This is a genomic window from Variovorax sp. 05N34, assembly GCF_056397405.1.
This window is the reverse complement of sequence record NZ_JBFTNI010000004.1, coordinates 57,677-81,044: the sequence shown is the minus strand read 5'-3', so window position 1 is coordinate 81,044 and position 23,368 is coordinate 57,677. Positions and strand designations below refer to the sequence as shown.

Annotated in this window: 22 protein-coding genes; 3 read left to right on the top strand and 19 right to left on the bottom strand. The window is 62.3% G+C overall.

The genetic code is table 11. From position 1 onward, the window contains the following. Nucleotides 1-20: 20 nt before the first annotated feature. Both AC1DMA_RS12315 and AC1DMA_RS12310 read left to right on the top strand, forming a co-directional pair. Nucleotides 21-1,088: a PLP-dependent cysteine synthase family protein gene (locus AC1DMA_RS12315; protein ID WP_478144355.1), complete on the top strand. Its 1,068-nt coding sequence runs from the start codon at nucleotides 21-23 to the stop codon at nucleotides 1,086-1,088. A gap of 2 nt (nucleotides 1,089-1,090) precedes the next feature. After that, nucleotides 1,091-2,152, top strand: coding sequence for a lipocalin-like domain-containing protein (locus AC1DMA_RS12310; protein ID WP_478144354.1), 1,062 nt, complete (start codon nucleotides 1,091-1,093; stop codon nucleotides 2,150-2,152). Between the two features lie 16 nt (nucleotides 2,153-2,168). Here AC1DMA_RS12310 and AC1DMA_RS12305 read toward each other — a convergent pair whose 3' ends face one another. The 10 genes from AC1DMA_RS12305 to AC1DMA_RS12260 form a co-directional block, all read right to left on the bottom strand. Beyond that, nucleotides 2,169-3,158 (bottom strand): branched-chain amino acid ABC transporter permease, encoded by a 990-nt coding sequence (locus tag AC1DMA_RS12305; protein WP_478123890.1) that lies wholly within the window; start codon nucleotides 3,156-3,158, stop codon nucleotides 2,169-2,171. 12 nt (nucleotides 3,159-3,170) lie between these two features. Continuing rightward, the gene (locus AC1DMA_RS12300) at nucleotides 3,171-4,046 is read right to left on the bottom strand and encodes a branched-chain amino acid ABC transporter permease (protein WP_478123891.1); all 876 of its coding nucleotides are present in this window, start codon (nucleotides 4,044-4,046) and stop codon (nucleotides 3,171-3,173) included. A 42-nt stretch (nucleotides 4,047-4,088) separates the two neighbouring features. Further along, nucleotides 4,089-5,282 carry an ABC transporter substrate-binding protein gene (locus tag AC1DMA_RS12295; protein ID WP_478144353.1) on the bottom strand — a complete coding sequence of 398 codons (1,194 nt, stop codon included), beginning with the start codon at nucleotides 5,280-5,282 and terminating at the stop codon, nucleotides 4,089-4,091. Between the two features lie 176 nt (nucleotides 5,283-5,458). Continuing rightward, nucleotides 5,459-6,655 (bottom strand): ABC transporter substrate-binding protein, encoded by a 1,197-nt coding sequence (locus tag AC1DMA_RS12290; protein ID WP_478123893.1) that lies wholly within the window; start codon nucleotides 6,653-6,655, stop codon nucleotides 5,459-5,461. Nucleotides 6,656-6,690: 35 nt separating this feature from the next. Beyond that, the gene (locus AC1DMA_RS12285; RefSeq protein WP_478123894.1) at nucleotides 6,691-7,401 is read right to left on the bottom strand and encodes an ABC transporter ATP-binding protein; all 711 of its coding nucleotides are present in this window, start codon (nucleotides 7,399-7,401) and stop codon (nucleotides 6,691-6,693) included. Next, on the bottom strand, nucleotides 7,401-8,171 hold the full coding sequence (locus tag AC1DMA_RS12280) for an ABC transporter ATP-binding protein (protein WP_478123895.1): 771 nt from the start codon (nucleotides 8,169-8,171) through the stop codon (nucleotides 7,401-7,403). Before AC1DMA_RS12280 ends, AC1DMA_RS12285 begins: the two co-directional genes overlap by 1 nt. A 397-nt stretch (nucleotides 8,172-8,568) precedes the next feature. Further along, nucleotides 8,569-10,146, bottom strand: a complete 1,578-nt coding sequence (locus AC1DMA_RS12275; protein WP_478144645.1) for a DHA2 family efflux MFS transporter permease subunit — start codon at nucleotides 10,144-10,146, stop codon at nucleotides 8,569-8,571. Next, nucleotides 10,146-11,459 carry an EmrA/EmrK family multidrug efflux transporter periplasmic adaptor subunit gene (locus AC1DMA_RS12270; protein ID WP_478144352.1) on the bottom strand — a complete coding sequence of 438 codons (1,314 nt, stop codon included), beginning with the start codon at nucleotides 11,457-11,459 and terminating at the stop codon, nucleotides 10,146-10,148. The genes AC1DMA_RS12275 and AC1DMA_RS12270 overlap by 1 nt, the downstream gene beginning before the upstream one ends. A 28-nt stretch (nucleotides 11,460-11,487) precedes the next feature. Continuing rightward, nucleotides 11,488-12,987 (bottom strand): efflux transporter outer membrane subunit, encoded by a 1,500-nt coding sequence (locus AC1DMA_RS12265; protein WP_478144351.1) that lies wholly within the window; start codon nucleotides 12,985-12,987, stop codon nucleotides 11,488-11,490. Next, on the bottom strand, nucleotides 12,968-13,522 hold the full coding sequence (locus AC1DMA_RS12260; RefSeq protein WP_478123898.1) for a MarR family winged helix-turn-helix transcriptional regulator: 555 nt from the start codon (nucleotides 13,520-13,522) through the stop codon (nucleotides 12,968-12,970). Before AC1DMA_RS12260 ends, AC1DMA_RS12265 begins: the two co-directional genes overlap by 20 nt. Before the next feature lie 74 nt (nucleotides 13,523-13,596). Here AC1DMA_RS12260 and AC1DMA_RS12255 point away from each other — a divergent pair, with 74 nt between their 5' ends. Next, a complete protein-coding gene (locus tag AC1DMA_RS12255; RefSeq protein WP_478144350.1) occupies nucleotides 13,597-15,384 on the top strand; it encodes an ABC transporter transmembrane domain-containing protein in 1,788 nt (595 codons plus the stop codon). 20 nt (nucleotides 15,385-15,404) lie between these two features. Here AC1DMA_RS12255 and AC1DMA_RS12250 read toward each other — a convergent pair whose 3' ends face one another. From AC1DMA_RS12250 to nuoI, 9 genes are read right to left on the bottom strand one after another with little or no spacing between them, the layout of a single operon-like run. After that, nucleotides 15,405-15,845 carry a DUF1178 family protein gene (locus AC1DMA_RS12250; RefSeq protein WP_478123900.1) on the bottom strand — a complete coding sequence of 147 codons (441 nt, stop codon included), beginning with the start codon at nucleotides 15,843-15,845 and terminating at the stop codon, nucleotides 15,405-15,407. Nucleotides 15,846-15,852: 7 nt separating this feature from the next. Then, nucleotides 15,853-16,467 (bottom strand): NUDIX domain-containing protein, encoded by a 615-nt coding sequence (locus tag AC1DMA_RS12245; protein ID WP_478144349.1) that lies wholly within the window; start codon nucleotides 16,465-16,467, stop codon nucleotides 15,853-15,855. A gap of 10 nt (nucleotides 16,468-16,477) precedes the next feature. Continuing rightward, nucleotides 16,478-16,780, bottom strand: coding sequence for a DUF2818 family protein (locus AC1DMA_RS12240; protein ID WP_478123902.1), 303 nt, complete (start codon nucleotides 16,778-16,780; stop codon nucleotides 16,478-16,480). Nucleotides 16,781-16,789: 9 nt separating this feature from the next. Continuing rightward, nucleotides 16,790-18,277 carry an NADH-quinone oxidoreductase subunit NuoN gene (gene nuoN / locus AC1DMA_RS12235; protein ID WP_478144348.1) on the bottom strand — a complete coding sequence of 496 codons (1,488 nt, stop codon included), beginning with the start codon at nucleotides 18,275-18,277 and terminating at the stop codon, nucleotides 16,790-16,792. A 24-nt stretch (nucleotides 18,278-18,301) separates the two neighbouring features. Beyond that, nucleotides 18,302-19,777 carry an NADH-quinone oxidoreductase subunit M gene (locus tag AC1DMA_RS12230; RefSeq protein ID WP_478123904.1) on the bottom strand — a complete coding sequence of 492 codons (1,476 nt, stop codon included), beginning with the start codon at nucleotides 19,775-19,777 and terminating at the stop codon, nucleotides 18,302-18,304. 26 nt (nucleotides 19,778-19,803) lie between these two features. Then, nucleotides 19,804-21,822, bottom strand: a complete 2,019-nt coding sequence (gene nuoL, locus AC1DMA_RS12225) for an NADH-quinone oxidoreductase subunit L (protein ID WP_478144347.1) — start codon at nucleotides 21,820-21,822, stop codon at nucleotides 19,804-19,806. 10 nt (nucleotides 21,823-21,832) lie between these two features. Continuing rightward, nucleotides 21,833-22,141, bottom strand: a complete 309-nt coding sequence (gene nuoK / locus AC1DMA_RS12220) for an NADH-quinone oxidoreductase subunit NuoK (protein WP_028248920.1) — start codon at nucleotides 22,139-22,141, stop codon at nucleotides 21,833-21,835. Then, nucleotides 22,138-22,785, bottom strand: a complete 648-nt coding sequence (locus tag AC1DMA_RS12215; RefSeq protein WP_478123906.1) for an NADH-quinone oxidoreductase subunit J — start codon at nucleotides 22,783-22,785, stop codon at nucleotides 22,138-22,140. Before AC1DMA_RS12215 ends, nuoK begins: the two co-directional genes overlap by 4 nt. 35 nt (nucleotides 22,786-22,820) lie before the next feature. After that, nucleotides 22,821-23,363: an NADH-quinone oxidoreductase subunit NuoI gene (gene nuoI / locus AC1DMA_RS12210; RefSeq protein WP_478123907.1), complete on the bottom strand. Its 543-nt coding sequence runs from the start codon at nucleotides 23,361-23,363 to the stop codon at nucleotides 22,821-22,823. Nucleotides 23,364-23,368 lie beyond the last annotated feature (5 nt).

The following is a 23,368-nucleotide window of genomic DNA, read 5'->3' as shown; positions in this document are numbered from 1 at the left end:
CGATGGCTCAGAATGCGCGAATGAACGCTCCCTCTTCCGGCCACAGCTGGCTCGGCACCGCGATCCTCCGCATCGAGGCCGACTACCAGCGCAGCGCCGATACGCACCTCATTCCCCTGCCGCTTCCCGCTTTCGCGTCGGCGGGCATCGACCTCTACCTGAAGGACGAGTCGACGCACCCGACCGGCAGCCTCAAGCATCGGCTTGCAAGATCGCTTTTTCTGTATGCGCTGTGCAACGGCTGGATCGCGGAAGGCACGACGATTGTCGAAGCTTCCAGCGGATCGACCGCCGTGAGCGAAGCCTACTTCGCGCGGCTGCTCGGGCTGCCCTTCATTGCGGTGATGCCGCGCAGCACGTCTCCGGAAAAGATCGCGCAGATCGCCTTCTACGGCGGCAGTTGCCACTTCGTCGAGCATGCGGGCCAGGTCTATGACGAGGCGCGCACGCTGGCGGGGCGAACAGGCGGGCACTACATGGACCAATTCACGTATGCCGAGCGCGCGACCGACTGGCGCGGCAACAACAACATCGCGGAAAGCATCTTTGAGCAGATGAAGCGCGAAAGGCATCCGATACCGGCCTGGATCGTGGTCGGCGCCGGAACCGGCGGCACAAGCGCGACCATTGGCCGCTACGTGCGCTATCGAGGGCACGACACCCTGCTCTGCGTGGCCGACCCGGAAGGTTCGGTATTCACGGCCTATCACGCGACAGGTGATGCCACATTGACGGCCCCAGGTTCGCGCATCGAAGGCATCGGCCGGCCGCGCGTGGAGGCCAGTTTCGTTCGCACGCTCGTCGATCGGATCATTGAGGTGCCGAACGTCGATTCGATCGCCGCCATGCGCGCGCTCTCGGCGCTGCTAGGCCGCAAGGTCGGTCCGTCGACTGGCACCAACTTCATCGGCATGCTGGCAGTGGCGCAAGAGATGCGCACTGCCGGGCAGCAGGGTTCCGTCCTCTCGCTGTTGTGCGATGCAGGCGAGCGTTATCTGCCGAGCTACCACGACGCGCAATGGGTGCGAGAGTCGTTCGGCGACCTCAGCGAAGCGCAGCGGCGCATCGATGCCGTAGCCATGGCTTGAGCATGTCCGCGCGAGGCTTGTCCCGACGCATGTTGCTGCTGGGCATGGTCGCAGTCCCGGCCGCATGGGCGCTGCCGCCACGGCCGATGCTGTTCCCGCGCGACTTCGGCAGCCATCCCGATCTGAACACCGAGTGGTGGTACATCACCGGCCAAGCCAAGGCCCATGAGGGCTCTCGCGAGTTCGGATTTCAGGTGACTTTTTTTCGGTCAAGAATTGCCGAGACGCAGTCGATGCGGTCCGATTTCGCAGCACGGCAGGTGATCTTTGCGCACGCGGCTGTGACCGATCTTCAAGGCCGCAAGCTGTGGCACGACCAGCGCATCGCCCGGGCGGGCTTCGGCATCGCATCGGCTTCGGAAGAGGACACGGATGTGCGGCTGCGCAACTGGACACTCCAGCGCGACGGCAAAGCCTATGTCGCACGGTTGCCAGCCGAGGGATTCGTACTCGACCTTCGCTTCGCGCCTACCCAGCCGGTGATGCTGCAAGGCGATGCCGGACTCTCGCGCAAAGGCCCGGACGTCGAACAAGCAAGCTACTACTACAGCGAACCGCAACTCGCCGCGCAGGGGCGCCTCACGCTTCAGGGTCGAAGCTTCGACGTGCAGGGCACCGCGTGGCTCGACCACGAATGGAGCAACGCCTATCTGCATCCGGATGCCGCAGGCTGGGACTGGATCGGCATGAATCTCTTCGATGGCAGCGCGTTGATGGCATTTCGCATTCGGCGCCGCGACGGCTCCGCGCTATGGGCCGGAGGCTCGATGCGCAGCCCTGACGGCCGCATGCGCGTGTTCGGACCCGATGATTTGCACTTCGAGGCGACGAGCCGTTGGGTCAGCCCGAGGACGCGCGCGGACTATCCGATCGGCTGGCGTATCCAGACGCCTGCAGGCACCTTCAGCGTGCATCCGCTGCTCGAAGACCAGGAACTCGACAGCCGTGGTTCGACCGGCGCCGTGTACTGGGAAGGCCTGAGCGAACTGCGAGACTCGCAAGGCCGCGCAGTCGGCCGCGGCTACCTCGAACTGACAGGCTACGCGCAAGCGCTGAAGTTCTGAGGCCCCCGGACTCGCCTCAAGCCTTTCGGACTCCGCGCCGGCGGTCGATGAGCGCAATGATCTCGCCCATGATCCCGCGCCTGAATGCCAGCACGCAAATCACGAAGATCAAGCCGGTCACGATGGTGACGGATTCACCGAGCGTGTTGAACCAATCCACAGAAGTGATGCGCGCGAGCAGATGCCCGAATTCGCCGATCTTGTTTTCGAGCAGCACCACCACGGCCGAACCGACCAGCGGGCCAGACAGCGTGCCCAGGCCGCCGACCAGCGTCATCAAAATGACCTGCCCTGAAGCGCTCCAGTGCACGTCCGACAGCGTCGCAAAACCCAGCACCAGTGTCTTGAGCGAACCCGCAAGTCCCGACAACGCAGCCGAGATCACGAAAGCCAGCAGCTTGAAGCGGCTCACGTCATAGCCCAGCGACAGTGCGCGAGGCTCGTTTTCCTTGATGCCCTTGAGCACCTGGCCGAAGGGCGAATGGATGGTGCGAACGATCAGCAGGAAAGCAGCGACGACGATCACCAGCGTCACGTAGTACATGGTGAGATCGCTCTGCAGGTCGAGCACGCCGAAGAGCTTGCCACGTGGAACGCCCTGGAGGCCGTCTTCGCCTCCGGTGAACCTGGCCTGCAGCGCGACGAAGAACACCATCTGCGCGAGCGCCAGGGTGATCATCGCGAAATAGATGCCCTGCCTGCGAATCGCCAGCACCCCGAAGAGCCAACCCAGCAGTGCGCCGGTAGCCGTGCCCGCGATGAGGCCGAGTTCCGGCGTCAGTCCCCAGACCTTCATGGCATGGCCCGCGACATACGCCGAGCCGCCCAGAAAAGCTGCATGGCCGAAGGACAGCAAGCCCGTATAGCCAAGCAGCAGATTGAACGCCGAAGCGAACAGCGCGAAGCACATGAGCTTCATCACGAACACGGGATACGCCCCGACGAAGGGCGCCACGATCAGCGCGACGAGCAGCAGCAGATAGATGACAGTTGAGAGTTTCTTCATTCGGCTGCCGTCTTATTTTTCTTTGCCGAACAGGCCGGCGGGGCGAATCAACAGCACGATGACCATGATGACGAAGACGACTGTGGACGAAGCCTCGGGATAGAAGACCTTGGTCAGACCTTCGATGACGCCGAGGCCCAGCCCGGTCAGGATGGCGCCCATGATGGAGCCCATGCCGCCGATCACGACCACCGCGAACACCACGATGATCAGGTTTTGCCCCATCAGCGGCGTGACCTGAATCACCGGCGCGGCGAGCACACCCGCAAACGCAGCCAGCGCAGCGCCGAATGCGTAGGTCAGCGTGATCATCAGCGGCACATTGACGCCGAACGCTTCGACCAGGCGGGGATTCTCGGTGCCGGCGCGCAGGTACGCACCGAGGCGAGTCTTCTCGATCACAAACCAGGTCGAGAAACACACGACCAGCGACGCCAGCACCACCCATGCGCGGTAGTTGGGCAGGATCATGAAGCCGAGATCGGTCGCGCTCGCCAGGGCATCGGGCGTGTCGTAGGCAAGCCCAGAAACACCGTAGATCGAGCGGAACACGCCTTCGATCAGCAGCGTCAACCCAAGCGTAAGCAGCAGGCCGTACAGATGGTCGAGCTTGTAGATCCAGCGCAGCAGAAGCCGCTCGATGAGCACGCCGAAGACGCCGACGATCAACGGCGCCAGCACCAGCATGACCCAGTAGTTGACGTTGAAGTAGTTCATCGCCATCCACGTCGACACTGCGCCCATCATGAACAGCGCGCCATGGGCGAAGTTGATCACGTTGAGCAGGCCGAAGATCACCGCGAGCCCGAGGCTCAGGATGGCATAGAACGACCCGTTGACCAGCCCCAGGAGGAGTTGGCTCAGCAAGCCGGGAAGCGAAATGGTCATGAACGGTTCAACAGTCGCACAGGGGTCAATGCCAGGGGCTGGTTACTTCCAGAGATTGCACTTGCTCTCGGCCTTGGTCGTAAAGACCTCTTCGCCCGGGAGCTTGGCGACCACCTTGTAGTAGTCCCACGGCTGCGTGGATTCAGCCGGCGCCTTCACCTGCATCAGGTACATGTCGTGCACGAAGCGGCCGTCGGCGCGGATCTGGCCCTTGGCGTAGAAGTCGTTGATCGGCATCTTCTTGAGTTCGGCCATGACCTTGTCGGCATCGGTGCTCTTGGCGTTCTGCACGGCCTTCAGGTAAGTCATGGTGGCCGAGTAGTCGGCGGCCTGGATATCGTTCGGCATGCGCTTGGTCTTGTCGAAGAACCGCTTGCCGAAGGCGCGGGTCTGCTCGTTCAGGTTCCAGTCCCAGCTCGTGGTGAGCAGCAGCCCTTCGGTGTTCTTCAGGCCCAGGCTGTGAATGTCGTTGATGAACACCAGCAGGCCCGCCATCTTCATGGTCTTGGTGACGCCGAATTCCTTGGCGGCCTTGATCGCGTTGATGGTGTCGCCGCCCGCGTTCGCCAGGCCAAGAATCTGCGCCTTTGAGTTTTGCGCCTGCAGCAGGAACGACGAGAAGTCCGACGCGTTGAGCGGATGCCTGACGCTGCCGACCACCGTGCCGCCCTTCTCCTTGACGACCTTGGCGGTGTCCGCTTCGAGCGCCGCACCGAACGCGTAGTCGGCGGTCAGGAAGAACCAGCTCTTGCCGCCGTTCGCCACCACCGCACCGCCGGTGCCCTTGGCGAGCGCCACGGTGTCATAAGCGTAATGCACGGTGTAGGGGCTGCATTGCTCATTGGTGAGCTGCGATGCGCCGGCGCCGTTGACCACGAAGACGCGCTTCTTCTCCTGAGCCACCTTCGCCATCGCGAGCCCGGTGCCTGAATTCGTTCCACCGAACAGCATCGTGAGGTTGTCGGTGTCGATCCACTCGCGCGCCTTCGACGCTGCAATGTCCGCCTTGTTCTGGTGGTCGGCCGTCACCAGTTCGATCGGCAAGCCGTTGACCTTGCCACCGAAATCGTCGATCGCCATCTGGATCGCCGTCGCACCGCCCTTGCCTTCGACGTCTGCATAGAGACTGGACATGTCGGTAATGAACCCGATCTTGACCTTGTCCTCGGCGTGGGCTGCGCCAGCTGCGAGAGCGACGGCAATGGAAACAGTAGAAAGCGCAATGGTTTTATTCATGGTTGCAGATGATTGAGAGAAAACGGAATGTCGTGAGGGCCGCCGCGCCTGGCCGCCCGAAGCCTACCGCCCGAACACCAGAAACACCGCGGAACTGGCTTCGCCAGGCCGCTGGTGTTGCCCCCGGCAGGGGGTAGGCGAAGCGACACGCAGTGCGCGCAGCCTGGGGGCGAGCTCTATTTCCACAACGCGCATTTGGAATCCGCCTTGGTCGTGAAGACCTGATCACCCGGCAGCTTGGCAACAACCTTGAGGTAGTCCCAGGGTTGCTTCGATTCGGCGGGCGATTTGACTTCGACCAGGTACATGTCGTGTACATAGCGGCCATCGGCGCGGATCTGGCCCTTGCCGTAGAAATCATCGATCTTCATGCTCTTGAGCTGCGCCATGACCTTGTCCGAATTGGTCGTCTTCGCGGCCTCAACGGCCTTGAGGTAGGTCATCGTGGCGGAGTAGTCCGCAGCCTGCACGTCCGTCGGCATGCGCTTGGTCTTGTCGAAGAAGCGCTTCGCAAACTTGCGCGTGTCGTCGTTGAGGTCCCAATACCAACTGGTGGTATTCAGCAGGCCTTCGGTGTTCTTCAGACCCAAGCTGTGGATGTCACTCAAAAAGATCAGCAAGCCCGCGAGCTTCATCGACTTCGTGATGCCGAATTCCTTGGCTGCCTTGATCGAGTTGATGGTGTCGCCGCCCGCATTGGCAAGACCCAGGATCTGCGCCTTGGAGTTCTGCGCCTGCAGCAGGAAGGAAGAGAAGTCCGAGGCATTGAGCGGATGCCGCACCGAACCCAGCACCGAGCCGCCTTTGGCCTTGATGACGGCGGTCGTGTCGGCTTCAAGTGCGTGGCCGAAAGCGTAGTCGGCGGTCAGGAAGAACCAGGTCTTGCCGCCGCGATCGACCACTGCGCCGCCGGTGCCCTTGGCGAGCGCCGCCGTGTCATACGCGTAGTGCACCGTGTAGGGGCTGCACTGCTCGTTCGTGAGTGCGGAGGCAGCGGCGCCGTTGTTGAAGTACACGCGCTTCTTTTCCTCCGCCACCTTGGCCGTCGCGAGCGCCGTGCCAGAGTTGGTGCCGCCGAAGACCATGGTCACGCCGTCGGTGTCGATCCATTCGCGCGCCTTCGAGGCTGCGATGTCGGCCTTGTTCTGGTGGTCCGCCGTGAGCAGCTCGATTGGCTGCCCGAGCGCCTTGCCGCCGAAGTCATCGATCGCCATCTGGATCGCCAGCGCACCGTTCTTTCCTTCGATGTCCGCATACAGGCTCGACATGTCGGTGACGAAGCCGATCTTCACCTTCTCCTGCGCGTGCGCGGGACCGGAAGCCATTGCCAGCGCAGCAACGGCCAGCGAGAGAGCAGAGAGTGCGTTCTTCATACAGGACTCCAATCGAATTGAAAGGTTGATAGGGATCAGACGCCGAGCAGCTCGTTGAGCACCGGCATCTTTGCTTCGAGTTCGGACGCGCCGAATTTCTCCACGATGCGACCGTGTTCCATGACGTAGAACCGGTCCGCAAGCGGCGCTGCAAAGCGGAAGTTCTGCTCGACCATGACCACCGTGTAGCCCTTGCCGCGCAAGGTATGGATCATGCGGGCGAGCGCCTGCACGATGACCGGGGCGAGCCCCTCGGAGATTTCGTCGAGCAGCAGCAGCTTGGCGCCCGTGCGCAAAATGCGCCCGACTGCCAGCATCTGCTGTTCACCACCCGAAAGCCGCGTGCCCTGGCTGTTTCGGCGCTCGGCAAGATTGGGGAACATGGCGTAGATCTCGTCCACCGACATGCCTGGTCCGGCACCTTTCAGCACCGGAGGCAGCAGCAGGTTTTCCTCGCACGAGAGGCTCGCGAAGATGCCGCGTTCCTCCGGGCAGTAGCCGATGCCATAGTGCGCGATCTTGTGCGTCGCCATGTCGATGGTCTCGGTGCCGTTCACCTTGATGCTGCCCTTGCGCGCACCGGTGAGCCCCAGGATGGCGCGCATCGTCGTGGTGCGCCCTGCCCCATTGCGTCCGAGCAGCGTGACCACTTCTCCCTGCTGCACGGTCATGTCGACGCCATGCAGCACGTGCGATTCGCCATACCAAGCCTGCAGACCACTGATTTCGAGTGCGGGGGCTGCCATCAGTGGGCTCCCTGCAGTTGACCGTCGGTGGTGCCCATGTAGGCTTCCATCACCTGTGGGTTGCGCGAAACCTCGGCGTACGGCCCTTCGGCCAGCACAGCGCCGCGCTGCAGGACCGTGATCGTGTCGGCGATGGTCGACACCACGCTCATGTTGTGCTCCACCATCAGGATCGTGCGGCCGGCGGAGACGCGCTTGATGAGTTCGGCCACGCGATGCACATCTTCGTGGCCCATGCCCTGGGTCGGCTCGTCCAGCAGCATCAGTTCCGGCTCCATGGCGAGCGTGGTCGCGATTTCGAGCGCGCGTTTGCGGCCGTAGGGAAGGTTCACCGTCAGTTCGTCGGCCAGGTCCTCGAGACCCACTTCGGCCAGGAGCTGCCGCGCCCGCGCGTTGAGCGGCGTCAGGGATTTTTCGCTCTTCCAGAAGTGGTACGAAGTGCCCAGCGCCCGTTGCAGCCCCAGGCGCACGTTCTCGAGCAAGGTCAGGTGCGGAAACACCGCAGAGATCTGAAACGAGCGAATGATGCCGCGCCGCGCAATTTCGGCGGGGCGTTCGCTGGTGATGTCCTGTCCGTTGAACAGGATCGTTCCGGAAGTCGGCTCCAGGAACTTCGTCAGCAGATTGAAGCAGGTCGTCTTGCCTGCGCCATTGGGCCCAATTAGCGCGTGGATGGAACCGCGCACCACCGACAGGTCAACCTTGCTGACCGCGGTAAAGCCCTTGAATTCCTTGGTGAGCTGGCGCGTTTCGAGAATGATGTCCGTCATCTCGCGCGTTCACCCTCGTACTCAAAAAAAGTTTCGTTCATGCGATCAGTCCGCGCGTTCTCACCATGAGCCGCGCCGACCGCATTGTTTGCAGCCGTAACGAAACTTGCCTACCGGGGTAACCCCGGCTCCCCCCAGGCTTCGCGCACTTTGTGTCGCTTCGCCTACCCCCTACCGGGGGCGCCGCCAGCGGCCCGGCGAAGCCGGTTCCGCGGCGGCTCTGGAATAGCGTCGCGCCTGAACCACAACCACGCCATCTGGTGAACCGCGGCCAGCGGAGCGTGGCCCGTTGTTGGTGAACACCGCGGAACTGGCTTTGCCAGGCCGCTGGTGTTGCCCCCGGTAGGGGGTAGGCGAAGCGACACAAAGTGCGCGTAGCCTGGGGGCGAGCAACAGGCTAGTGCGCTCCAGCGGCGGCGTCGGAGGCGCCGGGGCCTCGGGCGGGCTTGGCTAGCCAGACCAGCGGGATCAGCAGGAGGAAGAGGATGGCTGAGCCGTAGAAGACGTCGGAGGACGCGAGCATGAAGGCTTGCTGGTCGACGAGGCGGTTGATTTGGCCGAGGACCTGTTCGGGGCTGAAGCCGCTGCTGCCGAGACCCGCGATTGCGCTGCTTGCGGCCGAGTTGCCTTGAGTGACGGATTCAACCAGTTGCGCGTGATGCAAGGCCGCGCGGTTCTCCCACAGCGTGGTCGCGGTCGAAGTGCCAATGGCGCCGGCGGTGATCCGGAGGAAGTTCGACAGGCCCGAGGCTGCGGGGATTCGGTCGGGTGTCAGGCCTGACAAGGTGATCGTGACCAGCGGAATGAAGAAGAACGCCATCGCAACGCCCTGGATGATCGTCGGGATCATGATCGTCCAGAAGTCGGCCTGGGTGTTGAAGTTCGAACGCATCCACAACACCAGCGCGAACACGAGGAACGAGAAGGTCGCGTAGCGGCGCGGATCGACCTTCGCGACGGTGAGGCCGACGATTGGCGAGAAGAAGATCGCCAGCATCCCCACAGGCGCCATGATCATCCCGGCCTGCGTAGCCGTATAACCCATGAACTGCTGCAGCCACAGCGGCAGGAGCACCACGTTGCCGAAGAACAATCCGTACGCCACGGCCGTCGCGAACGCCCCTGACCAGAAGTTGCGCCGCTTGAACAGTGACAGGTCGACCACGGGATGTTTGTCGGTGAGTTCCCACACGAGGAAGAACGCGAAGCCGACCGTCGCCACGATGGCGAGCGCCACGATCTGGCCCGAATGGAACCAGTCCAGTTCCTTGCCCTTGTCCAGCATGAGCTGGAGCGACCCGACCCATAGAACCAGCAGTGCAAGCCCAATGCTGTCGATGGGCACCTTGCGCGTGCCACTTTCGCGCTTGCGATAGATGGTCCACGTGATGCCCGCAGCCAGCAGGCCCACGGGGATGTTGATGTAGAAGATCCATGGCCACGAGATGTTGTCAGTGATCCATCCGCCGAGCAGGGGACCCATGACGGGCGCGACCAGCGTGGTCATTGACCACATTGCCATCGCGAGGCCGGCCTTGGCGCGTGGATAGCTCGACAGGAGCAAGGTCTGCGACAGGGGAATCATCGGCCCCGCGACAAAGCCTTGAATGGCGCGGAACGCGATCAGCATGGTCATGTTGGGCGCGAGGCCGCACAGCCATGAGCTGATGATGAAAAGCAGCACGCTCGCCATGAACAGGCGCACTTGGCCAAAGCGCTGCGTCAGCCAGCCGGTGAGCGGAACCGCGATGGCGTTGGCCACCGCGAAGCTCGTGATGACCCAGGTACCTTGCGTCGAACTGACACCCAGGTCGCCAGCGATCGCGGGCAGCGAAACGTTCGCGATCGACGTGTCCAGCACGTTCATGAAGGTCGCGGCAGACAGCGCGATGGTGCCCCACAGGCGGGCAGAGCCCTCGAGTGGGGGCAAGGGCTGGGAAGCGGGGGCGTTGGACATCGCGCGAGCCCGATCGATCAGCCGGGCTGTCCCTGCGCGCCCGCCGGGATGCTGGAGTTGGCGCCGCCGCTCTGCGTCGGCGTCTTGCTGGGCAACTCGCGGCCGAGGTTCGCGGCGATGATGCGCTGCACTTCGGCGTCAGCGCCGTGTTCGAGCTTGCTGTAGACCTCCGTCTGGCTCGCCGCGGCTTCGCGAGGTGCATCGGCCAGCATCTTGCCGTTCTTGTCCCTCACGTCGATTTCGGCGTCCATCGAAAGCCCCACGCGCAGGGGGTTGGCCTTGAGCTGCTCGGCATCGAGCCCAATGCGAACGGGCACGCGCTGCACGACCTTGATCCAGTTGCCCGTGGCATTCTGCGCCGGCAGCAGCGCAAAGGCCGCACCGGTGCCGACGCCGAGACCGGCCACGTGCCCGTCGTACTCGACCTTCTTTCCGTAGAGGTCAGCCGTCAGCTTGACGGGCTGGCCGATACGGATGTTGCGCAACTGCACTTCCTTGAAGTTGGCATCGACCCAGAGCTGGTTGAGCGGGACGATCGACATCATGGGCGTGCCGGCCGTCACGCGCTGGCCGAGTTGCACCGTCCGCTTGGCGACGTAGCCATCCACCGGCGCCGGCATGCCGACGCGCTGGGTCGCGAGATAGGCTTCGCGCACCTTGGCAGCGGCGGCCTGCACGCTGGGATGCTGCTCGACCTTCGTACCTTCGGTCAGCGACTGGTTGCTCGCCAGCTGTTCGCGCGCCGCGAGCAGATTGGCTTGTGCAGCCGCCAGCGCGCTCTTCGCATTGGCGAGCGCGGTTTCGGAGTGGTTCAGCTCTTCTTTCGACACTGCGCCGTTGCCGGCCAGCGCCTGGCGACGCTTCAGGTCGTCCTGCGCGCGTGCGATATCGCTCTGCGCCCTGACGATATCGGCCTGGCGAAGCGAGACTTGCGCGGCCAGCGATGCGTTGTTGACATACAGCGTGCGCGCCTGCCGCACCGCTTGGGCAAGCGCGGCTTCCGCCTGGTCAAGCGCCACCTTTGCGTCGGACGGATCGAGCTGAACCAACGGCTGCCCGGCCTTGACGAAGTCGGTGTCGTCGGCATTGATCGCCATCACCGTGCCGGCGATCTGCGGTGTGATCTGGATCACGTTGCCCTGCACATAAGCGTTGTCGGTGGACTCGTAGTGGCTGGCGACCAACCACTCGTACACACCCCATCCAGCGCCTGCAAGCACGACGACGGTTGCGAGCGCGGTCAATGCGCGGCGGCGCTTGTTGTTCGGAGCCGGCGCGTCAGCAGCGGACTCGGCCGGTGCTGCGGGATTGGCGGCATTGTTGTTTTCCATGGCGATGTCTTTCGGGTTCAGAACGTGTTCAGGGGTGTGCGGTTTTGGAGTCGGCGACGGCAGTCCGGGCGTCCGGCTGCCAACCGCCGCCGAGTGCGCGGATCAGTCCGACCTGGGTGTCATATGCGCGAGCGGCGAGGTCAACGTTTTCGCGGCGCTGCCCCAGCACGGTGACTTCGGCGGACAGCACATCGAGATAGTTGCCGAGGCCCGCGCTGTAGCGCTGCACGGCGATGTCGTAGGCCGCTTCCGCAGCATCCTGGCCTTCGCGCTGCTGCACCCGCTGGCGCGCGACGGATTGCACGCTGGTGATCTGGTCGGCGACGTCGCGGACGGCGTCAAGGACGGCCGAGTTGTAGGTGTCGATCGCGCTGTCCAGGTCGGCCGCCTTCCCTCGCAGGTTCGCGCGCAACCGGCCACCTTCGAAGATCGGCAGGCGAATCGCGGGCCCGACGCCCCACTGTTGGCTGTCCGCCTTGAGCAGATTGCCGAAGCCGATGCTCTGGAAACCCGCGAACGCCACGAGGTTGACGTTGGGATAGAACTGGGTCTTGGCATTCTTCACGTCGCTGCTCGCCGATTCCACGCGGAAGCGTGCGGCGGCAATGTCGGCGCGCAGGCCGAGCAGATCGGCGGGGATGGCCGACTGCAGCGCAATTGGCTTCAAACCTTCGAGGCTGGGCGCAGCGAGCGCCTGTGTCGCGCTCGGCTTGGCGACGAGCGCGTCCAGCGCATGCTGGGAAATCGCAATCTGCTCGTTCAGCGCCTCAATCTCCTGGCGTGCCTCGGGGATGCTGGCTTCACTCTGCTTCAACTGGAGCCGCGTATCGAGCCCGGCCGATACTCGGTCGCGAACCAGCTTGAAGAGCTCTTCGCGCTGGGCAAGCGTACGCTCGGCTACCGCCAGGCGATCATGCAGGCGGGCCCATTGGATGTAGCCACGCGCAACGTTGCTGGCAAGCAGCACGCGCGCGGCATCCGCGTCTGCAGCGGCGGCGTTGGCAGAGCCGATCGCGCTTTCGAGCGCCGTACGGTTCTTGCCGAAGAAGTCAATTTCCCAGCCTGCGTTGAGCTGCAAGTTGCCGGAGGGCTGCACTGAGCCGCCCAGCGGCGCCGGATAGATGTAGTTGCCCGAGAACTTCTGCCGGGTGAGGTCCAGCGCGCCGTCTACGTGCGGCTTGTCCGTCGATTCGGCGACCGAGACTGCGGCCTGTGCGCGCGCGAGACGCGAACGAGCCACTTGCAGGTTGGGATTGCCCTCGAGTGCCTGGTCGACCAGCGCGTTCAGTTGCGGGTCACCGAAGGCGAGCCACCACTGACTGTCGATCTTGGGCGAAGCGACTGCGGCGGCCGTCTGCGTCGAAGCCGGCGCCGTCAGGCCGAGGGAATCCGCATCGCGCATCTTGGCGGGCGGCGACATGCTGCCCATGTCGGCACAGCCTGCAAGCGCGACTGCGGCGACTGCGGTCACGGCTGCCGCCACCGCGGTCGTACGACGCAGAGCGCCCTCAGGAAGAAGATGAATCATTTTTTTCTCCACGGGCCGACAGGGCCTGTGCGTTATCAAGGATGCGGCGCAAATAGCTCTTGAGCTGTTCCCATTCCTCATTCGTGAAGCCGGCAAGGTGCTCGTTCTGCACGCGGCTCAGCAAATGAGGTACTTGTTCGGCGGCGGCACGGCCTTCATCAGTGAGTTCGATGTTGACCACACGCCGGTCGGCGATCGAGCGTACGCGTCGGCAAAGACCCTTTGCTTCGAGGCGGTCGAGCAGCCGGGTCATGGCGCCCGTGTCGAGCTCGCACTCGCGCGCCAACTCAGCCACCGTCGTTGCGTGCCCCATATGCAGCTTGTGCAACGGCACCCACTGCGGATAGGTCGGGCTGCCGGGCTCACACATGCGGACTTCGACAGCTTGGCCGACCGCCGTCATGATGCGGCGCATGAGGTAGCCAATGCTCTCTTCCGACCGGTAGTTCTCGGCCTTATAAAAGGCTTTGACCGGTAGCGGTTTGCCAGCCGGGGAAACCTGGGACTTGGTTTCGTGACTCTTGGAATCGGACATGTCTGAATATTAGTTGCCGCGACAATTACTGTCAAGGCGACCTTTGCAGGGGCAGCGTTAGATAGAATCGCGAGATGGCCTCATCCGCTTCCCCCGCGCCAGCAGCCAAAGGCTCTCCCAAATCGCTGTCCGGGCTGGCTCCGTTCCTCCGCCCGTATCGCGTCCAGATCGGCTTCGCCGGCGTTTTTCTCGTCCTCGCGGCGGCGACCACCCTGGTCTTTCCCCTGGCCTTGCGAAGCCTCATCGATGGCGGCCTGGTTTCCAGCGACAAGGGTGCCCAGACGATGGCCCTGCGCAACCACTTCGTTGCGCTTTTCGCCGTCGCCGTTGCCCTCGGCCTCTTTTCCGCAGCGCGTTTCTATACCGTCAGTTGGCTCGGCGAACGCGTGACCGCGGACCTGCGCAATGCGGTCTATTCGCACGTGCTCCGGCAAAGCCCGGCCTTTTTCGAAACCACCCAGACCGGCGAAGTGCTTTCGCGGCTGACCGCCGACACCACCCTCGTGCAGACCGTGGTGGGCTCTTCGCTGAGCATGGGACTGCGCAATGCGGTGATGGGGATCGGCGCTCTCGCCATCTTGGTCTGGACCAATCCTTACGTCATGGTGCAGGTGCTAGGCATCCTGGTGCTGGTGGTGCTGCCCAGCATGTGGTTCGGGCGGCGCGTTCGCAAGCTGTCGCGCGCTAGCCAGGATCGCGTCGCGGACTCGAGCGCGATCGCCGCCGAAGTGCTCAATGCCATTCCTGTCGTCCAGAGCTACACGGCGGAAGCGCGCGAAGCCGCTCGTTTCGACGCATCGACCGACAGCGCCTTCCACACCGCGGTGCGCCGTACCAAGGCGCGCTCCGTCCTCGTGGCTTTCATCATCATCGCCACCTCGGCCGCTTTGCTGTGGGGTCTGTACGAGGGCACGCAAGCGGTCCTTCACGGGGAGATCACGGCAGGCCACCTCGGGCAGACTGTGGTGTACGTGATCATCCTCGCGAGTGCCGCTGCCGTGCTCGGGGAGGTCTACGGTGACTTGCTGCGTGCAGCCGGCGCGACGGAACGCCTCATGGAACTGCTCCACGCGAAGCCGGTGATCCTCTCGCCTGCCCATCCCGCTCAGGCAATCGTTCCGGTCGCCGGCAGCGCCGTCAGCTTCGAGAGCGTGAGCTTTCACTACCCCTCCCGGCCCGACGCCCCTGCCTTGCGCGACTTCAGCCTGAGTGTGGCCCCCGGCGAAACTGTGGCGCTCGTCGGCTCGAGCGGCGCGGGCAAGAGCACAGTCTTCCAGCTCCTGCTGCGTTATTACGATCCGCAGGCGGGGCGCATCGTGTTGGACGGTGCATCGCTTTCGGCCCTTTCGCTTGGCGAGCTACGCAATCGCATCGGCCTGGTACCACAGGACGCGGTGATCTTCTCGACCAGCGCACTCGAAAACATCCGCTACGGCCGGCCCGAAGCAAGCGTCGAAGAGGTCCACGCTGCAGCAAAGGCTGCATTCGCCGACGGCTTTCTTCGTGCACTGCCAGAGGGGTATGACACCTTCCTGGGCGAACGCGGCGTGCGCCTGTCGGGCGGCCAGCGCCAGCGCATCGCCATCGCGCGCGCCATGCTCAAGAACCCGCCGTTGCTCCTGCTCGATGAGGCGACGAGTGCGCTTGACGCCGAGAGCGAACGCATGGTCCAGGCCGCACTTGAATCCGCAATGACGGGCCGCACCACGATCGTGATCGCGCATCGGCTGGCAACGGTGCAAAAGGCAGATCGAATCGTCGTGCTGGACCACGGCGGCATCATCGAACAGGGAACGCATTCGGCGCTCGTTGCGCAGAACGGCGTCTATGCGCGCTTGGCGGCACTTCAGTTCGCAGCGTAATCCCGCGCCGGCACGCAGCGTTACTGCAGTGTTTCCTTGAGTGCCGGCGGCAGCGGCAATGAAAAGACGGGAATCCCCTCTTCAACGAGAGTTTGGGCCTGCTCGCGCGTGGTCTGGCCGCGAATGCCGCGCTCTTCGACCTCGCCGTAGTGCATCTTGCGAGCCTCCTCCGCAAACCGATCGCCGACGTCCTCGGTCTGCGCGATGACCTCACGCATTGCCCGCAACAATCGCCCTTCCGGAGATTCTCCGGTCGCGGGCTGCGCAGCTTGCACCTCGGCAGGCGGCTTGGAGCTACCCAGGTTCAGCCGAGGCGCAGTCAGCAGCTTGGTGATTGCCGTGCTGCCGCAAACGGGGCATTCGACGAGACCAGCCGCGAGCTGCGCGTCAAAGGCTTCCTGCGAGGCGAACCACCCTTCGAAGCCATGTCCGTGCGTGCATTGGAGGTTAAGGACCTTCATCGGCAGATTATCCGCCGGCGTCCGCGGGAGCAAAGCTTTGCCAGTCGAGCGACCATGCGCCGGAGAGGACGTTTTCCATCCAAAGCGCACAGGTCTGCGATTTGGCGTCCGTCACGGTGCCATCGCGGCACCATTTCAGCACCTCTTCTGGGGTGGCGGTGATCACGTCGAGAAATTCGCCGTGGTCGAGTTGTCTCTTTCCGAGCGACAGCCCGCGGGCAAAGTAGATATGGATGATCTCGGTGGAGTAGGCGACCGCAAGGTGCATGACCCCGGCTCGGGCCCATTCACGCGCGGTATAACCGGTTTCCTCCAGCAGCTCACGCTGCCCGCAAACAAGCGGATCCTCCCCTGCATCGAGCTTGCCGGCAGGAAACTCGGTCATCACGTGAGCCACGGGATAGCGGTATTGCCGCTCGAGGACCAATCGCCCGTCGTCCAAAAGCGGAACCACCACGACCGCGCCAGGATGCACCACATATTCGCGTGTTGCCGTGTGACCGTCCGGAAGCCGAACCGTGTCGCGCTTGGCGCGCAGGAAGTTGCCTTGAAAGAGCAGCTCGCTTGCCGTGCATTCTTCCCGAAGATGTGCGTCGGCTTGCGTCGAGGTCGTCTTGGTCATGCGAGATCCTTCAGCGGTGCTTCATGAGATAGCGCCACGTGAAGCCTGGAAATGCCAGCACGATGAAGAGTGCGCCGGTAACGGCATAGAACTCCCAGCCTTGCGGCGCAATCTGGCCCACGCGACGCTCGAACAGGAGTCCGACCCCGCCTGCGACGAAATAGAGTACCACCAGCTCGCCGAGCCTGATGGCCAGCGACTTCACGCGGCGGGTCAGTGGCACCAACCCGAGCACGCGCTCAGTGAGGAACGGGAGGTTGGCCGCCGACAACGCCACCAGCAAGACCAGCCAGACCGACGCGCTTTGCGACACAGCGCTCGATCAGGTCGCCAGCGTGGCCACGATCGCGCGTGCGCACAGCGTCATGAGCCCACCGGGCAAGATGCCGAGCAGCAGGATCAAGGCGCCGTTGAGCGTTAGCACCGTACGTACGTCGAAGGGTGCGGAAACCGTGGTCGCCGTCAAAGGTGCGTCGAAGTACATCACCTTGACCACGCGCAGATAGTAGAAGGCTCCAATCAAGGACATCACCACGGCGAACACAGCGAGCGCGATGTACATCGCCTGACCCGAAGCGATCAGCGCCTGCAATACAGCAAGCTTGGCATAGAAGCCAACCAGCGGAGGCACCCCCGCCAGGGAGAACATCGCGACCGCCATCACGCCTGCGTACAGGGGGCTGCGCTGGTTCAAGCCCGCCAAGTCCGTGATCTCTTCGCTCTCGAACCCCTCACGCGCCAGCAGCAGGATGATGCCGAAGCTCGCGAGCGTCGTGAGCACGTAGGTGATCATGTAGAACATCGACGCGCTGTATGCGAATTGCGCGTTGTACGTATTTCCGTTGACAACACCCGCGACCAGGCCGAGCAGCATGAAGCCCATCTGTCCGATGGTCGAATAGGCAAGCATTCGCTTGAGATTCGTCTGCGCGATCGCAGCGAGGTTGCCGACCAACAGTGACGCAATCGAGAGCAATGCGAGCATCTGCTGCCAATCGATCGCGAGCGGAAGCAGTCCTTCCACCAGCAAACGCATGATGATCGCAAAAGCGGCAAGCTCCGGAGCGGCGCCGATCAACAGAGTGACGGAAGTCGGAGCGCCCTGGTAGACGTCGGGCACCCACATGTGGAAAGGGGCCGCACCGATCTTGAAGGCAAGCCCGGCGACGATGAAGACCAAGCCGAAGACCAGCACCTGATGGTTCACCTTCCGGCTCGCGATGGCCTTGAACACTTCGTTGATGTCGAGCGAACCGGTCGCRCCGTACATCATCGACAGGCCGTAGAGCAAGAAGCCACTTGCCATCGCGCCAAGCACGAAATATTTCATGGCCGCTTCGCTTGCGATCGCGTTGTCGCGGCGCAAGGCCACCAGGGCGTAGCTCGATAGCGTCAACAGTTCGAGGCCGAGATAGAGCAACAGAAAATTGCTGCCGGAAATCATCACGAACATGCCCAGCAACGCGAACATGCTGATGGTGAACAACTCGCCGCCGCGGAGCATGCCGCGGTCGGCTGAATAAGGCCGGCCGTATACGAGTGTGACCATCAATGCCAAGGTCGAGAAACACTTGAGCCAGTTACCCATCGGATCACTGACAACCATGCCGGCAAAGCCATAGATCGTCTTGCCTTCGGCCGCGTTGAAGCCAGTGAGCACGGCGACCACTGCCAGCGTGAGCAGCGTCAAGATATRAGTCGCGGTACGCCGCGGGCTGGTGGTTGACAGATCCAGCAGCGCGATGACGCACGCCATGATCAGCAGCACCACCTCGGGGTAGATCGTCATCCAGCTGAGTTTGTCAATCATCTCGTTCTCTTGTTCAGCGTGGAATTAGGGCAGCTTTGAAATGGCCACGTGCCGGAGCAATTCGGTCACTGACGAGTCCATGACATCGGTGAAAGGCTTCGGATAGATACCCATCCACAGCACTGCGATAGCGAGCAGCGCCAGCATGAGAAATTCTCGCGCGCCAATATCGCTGAGTTCCTTGACGTGGTCGTTGCCAGGGACGCCCAGGTAAACGCGCTTGTACATCCAGAGCGTGTAGGCCGCGCCAAAGATCAGGGCCGTTGCCGCGCCCAGGCCGAGCCAGAAGTTCGCCTTGACGGCGCCGAGGATCACCATCCATTCGCCAACGAATCCAGCCGTACCCGGAAGCCCGCAGTTGGCCATCGCAAAAAGAAGTGCAAAGGCGGCGAACTTGGGCATCGTGTTCACCACGCCGCCGTAGTCGGCAATCTGGCGCGAATGAACGCGGTCATAGAGCACGCCGATGCAAAGGAACATCGCACCCGAAACAAACCCGTGCGAGATCATCTGCACGATGCCGCCGGCCACGCCGATCTCGTTGAAGATGAAGAAGCCCAATGTCACGAAACCCATATGAGCCACCGACGAGTACGCGACCAGCTTCTTCATGTCCTGCTGGACCAGCGCAACCAGGCCCACATAGATCACGGCAATCAAGGACAGCGCGATCATCAACCAGGCCCATTCGTGCGAAGCGTCCGGTGCGATGGGCATCGAAAAACGAAGGAAGCCGTAGGCACCCAGTTTCAGCATGATCGCAGCCAGCACCGCGGAGCCGCCGGTAGGCGCTTCGACGTGTACGTCAGGCAACCACGTATGGACTGGCCACATTGGAACCTTGACCGCGAACGCAGCAAAGAACGCAAAGAACAGGAATGTCTGGGCGCTCGCGCCGAGTGGCAGCTTGTGCCAGGTCAGGATGTCGAAGCTCCCGCCCGACGTGTTGTACAGATAGATCAACGCGACCAGCATCAACAGCGAGCCGAGCAGCGTGTAGATGAAGAACTTGAAAGCCGCATAGATCTTGTTCGGACCTCCCCAGATGCCGATGATCAGATACATCGGGATCAGCGTAGCTTCGAAGAAGACGTAGAACAGGATGCCGTCGAGCGCGGAAAAGGTGCCGATCATGAGACCGGACAGGATCAGGAACGCACCCATGTACTGGTTCACGCGTTCAGTGATCACTTCCCAGGCTGAAATCACCACGATGACCGTGATGAACGCCGTCAACAGCACGAGCCAGAACGAAATGCCGTCGAGGCCGACGTGATAGTTGACGTTGAAGCGCTCGATCCAACTTGCCTTCTCCACGAACTGCATCTCCGCAGTTCCGGTCTTGAAATTGGAATAGAGCGGCAGAGTGACAAGGAAACTCGCAACCGAACCGACCAGCGCAATCCAGCGCACGACAGTCGCCTGACTGTCCCGACCGAAAGCCAGCAACACTACGCCGAAGGCAATCGGCATCCAGATGGCAAGGCTCAACAGACCCATTTTTGTTTTTCTCCAGCGTGAGCCGGTTACCGTTTGAACCAGACGAAATACGACATGAGGACAAAGATGCCCAGCAGCATTCCGAATGCATAGTGATAGATGTAGCCCGACTGGATCCAGCGCACTGCGCCTGCGACGCGACCCACCAGCTTCCAGGAACCGTTCACGATGGCCCCATCGATGATCCCCTGGTCGCCGCCCTTCCAGAGGCCGACGCCCAATGCGCGCGTCCCGCGGGCGATGACGTTCTCGTTGAACCAGTCCATGTAGTACTTGTTCTCGAGCAACCGGTAAATGGGTCCGAACGAACGTTTGATCGCAGCAGGCACGGCCGGATTGATCAGGTACATGTACCAGGTCAGCACCACGGCTGAGAGCGCGAGCCAGAACGGCAAGGCGGTGAACCCGTGCAGGCCCATCTCCGTGGGGCCATGGAACGCCTCGGCCAGTTCCTTCATGGCCTGGTGCTTGCCTTCGTCAATGAAGATCGCGCCCTTGAAGAAGTCGCCGAAAAGCATCGGCTGAATCGTCATGAATCCAATCACGACGGAAGGGATCGCCAGCAGCACCAGCGGAACCCAGACGACCCATGGCGACTCGTGTGGCTCGTGGTGATCGTCATGGTGACCATGTCCATCGTCGTGATGCGCGTCAGGGTTCTGGTCGAAACGTTCCTTGCCGTGGAAGACGAGGAAGTACATGCGGAATGAATAGAACGCCGTGATGAACACGCCGGCCAGCACCGAGAAGTACGCGAAGCCCGAGCCCCAGAGATGGCTTTCGTGGACCGCTTCGATGATCGTGTCCTTCGAATAGAAGCCCGCAAAGAACGGCGTTCCGATCAAAGCGAGAGAACCCACCAGTGAGGTAATCCAGGTGATGGGCATGTACTTGCGCACACCACCCATCCAGCGGATGTCCTGGTTATGGTGCATGCCGATGATCACGGAGCCCGCGCCGAGGAACAACAGCGCCTTGAAGAACGCGTGCGTCATCAGGTGGAACACGGCCGCAGAATAGGCGGACGCACCGAGCGCGACGGTCATGTAGCCGAGCTGCGACAGCGTCGAATAAGCCACGACCCGTTTGATGTCGTTCTGGATGACGCCGAGGAAGCCCATGAAAAGCGCGGTGATTCCCCCGATCACGAGCACGAAGCTCAGGGCCGTGTCGCTCAGCTCGAACAGGGGCGACATCCGCGCCACCATGAAGATACCGGCCGTCACCATGGTTGCGGCGTGGATCAGCGCCGAGATGGGTGTCGGACCTTCCATCGAATCGGGCAACCAGACGTGCAACGGAAACTGCGCGCTCTTGCCCATGGCACCAATGAACAGGCAGATGCAGATCACCGTGATCAGCATCCACTCGGTGCCGGGGAAGGTAATCTTGGCCAGCTGGTCCGCTTGCGCAAACGCGTCTCCGTAGTTCAAGGAGCCGGTATACGCAGCGATAAGGCCGATCCCGAGAATAAAGCCGAAGTCGCCGACCCGATTGACGAGGAAGGCCTTCATGTTCGCGAAGATCGCCGTCGGTCTGTTGAACCAGAAGCCGATCAGCAGGTAGGACACCAAGCCCACGGCCTCCCAGCCGAAGAACAGCTGCAGCATGTTGTTGCTCATCACGAGCATCAGCATCGAAAACGTGAAAAGCGAGATGTAGGAGAAGAAACGGTTGTAGCCGTCGTCATCCTGCATGTAGCCGATCGTGTAGACGTGCACCATCAGCGACACGAACGTCACGACGCACATCATCATGGCGGTGAGGCCGTCCACGAGGAAGCCAATCTCCATCTTCAGGCCGCCGACCGTCATCCATTCATAGATCGTCGCGTTGAAATGCGCGCCGTCGGACACCACGCTGTTGAGCGTCATGGCCGAAATGATGAAGGAGACCAGCACGCCGAGAATCGTCAAGGAGTGCGTGACGCGGCGACCGATGTGATTGCCACCGAATTGGGTACCGAACAGGCCGGCCACGAGGGCGCCCACCAGAGGCGCCAGCGGAACGACAAGGAGAGTGGATGCAGAAAGTGTTGCGCTCATGAGAAGACCCTTAACCCTTGAGCGCGTTGAGCTCGTCGACGTTGATGTTCGACTTGTTGCGGAACAACAAAACCAGCAGCGCCAGCCCGATTGCCGATTCCGCCGCGGCAACCGTCAGGATGAAGAACACGAAGATCTGACCGTGCATGTCGCCGAGGAAATACGAGAAGGCGACGAAGTTCATGTTGACGGCAAGCAGCATGAGCTCGATGCACATCAAGAGAACGATCAGGTTCTTCCGATTCAGGAAGATGCCGATCACGGAAAGCGCAAATAGCATTGCGCCCAGCGAGAGGAAATGTCCGAGCGTGAGGGTCATGCCTTGGTCTCCGCTGCGGCCGCAGGTTCTTCGGCAACAGGTTGCGCCGCGCGAGTGACCGGCATCTGGACGATGCGAACCCGATCACGTGCCTTCACTCGGACCTGGTCGGCGGGGTTCACATACTTGCTGTCCTTGCGGGCTCGCAGCGTGAGCGCGATGGCCGCAACGATGGCGACAAGCAGGATCACGGCAGCGATCTCCAGCGGATAGAGGTAGCTGCTATACAGAAGTTTGCCAAGCTCGAGCGTGTTGGAAGTGTCGGGCCCCGTGGCCATCGGGCTTTTTGGGGCACTCAGGCGGAAACCGCCCATCAGCACCGCCGCCATCTCCAGCGCAATGAGCGCCCCCGCGCCCGCAGCAAGCGGGAAATGCTTCCAGAATCCCTCGCGAAGACCGTCGACGTTGATGTCCAGCATCATGACCACGAACAGGAACAGCACCATCACCGCCCCCACATAGACAAGCACGAGCGTGATCGCAAGGAACTCGGCTCGCAGCAGGAGCCAGATCGCCGATGCCTGGAAAAAGGCCAGCACCAGGTACAGCGCGGCATACACGGGATTGCGTGCGGTGATGACGCGGAACGATGCAAACAGCAGCACCGCGGCAAATAGATAGAACAGACCGGTCTTGACGTCCATGGATCGAATTCGTTGCGAGGTTCGGGCCAGACCGCTTAGCGGTATTTGGCGTCGGCTGCCTTGTTGGCAGCAATTTCTTTTTCGTAGCGGTCGCCCACAGCCAACAACATGTCCTTGGTGAAGTACAGGTCGCCGCGCTTTTCGCCGTGGTATTCGAGGATGTGGGTCTCGACGATCGAGTCGACAGGGCAGCTTTCTTCGCAGAAGCCACAGAAGATGCACTTCGTCAGGTCGATGTCGTAACGCGTCGTGCGGCGGGAGCCATCGTCGCGTACGTCGGATTCGATGGTGATCGCCAATGCGGGGCAAACCGCTTCGCAAAGCTTGCAGGCAATGCAGCGTTCTTCGCCGTTTTCATAGCGACGAAGCGCATGCAGCCCACGGAAACGCGGAGACAGGGGCGTCTTTTCTTCCGGGAACTGCACCGTGATCTTGCGGCTGAAAGCGTACTTGCCAGTGATCGCAAGGCCCTTGAACAACTCGAACAGCATGAAGCTGCGCAAGAAGTCCTTGAGCGAGAACGGCTGGGCCGCATTCGATGATGAGCGCGCAAGCGCGCTGGTATTTTGCGCAGACATGGCGA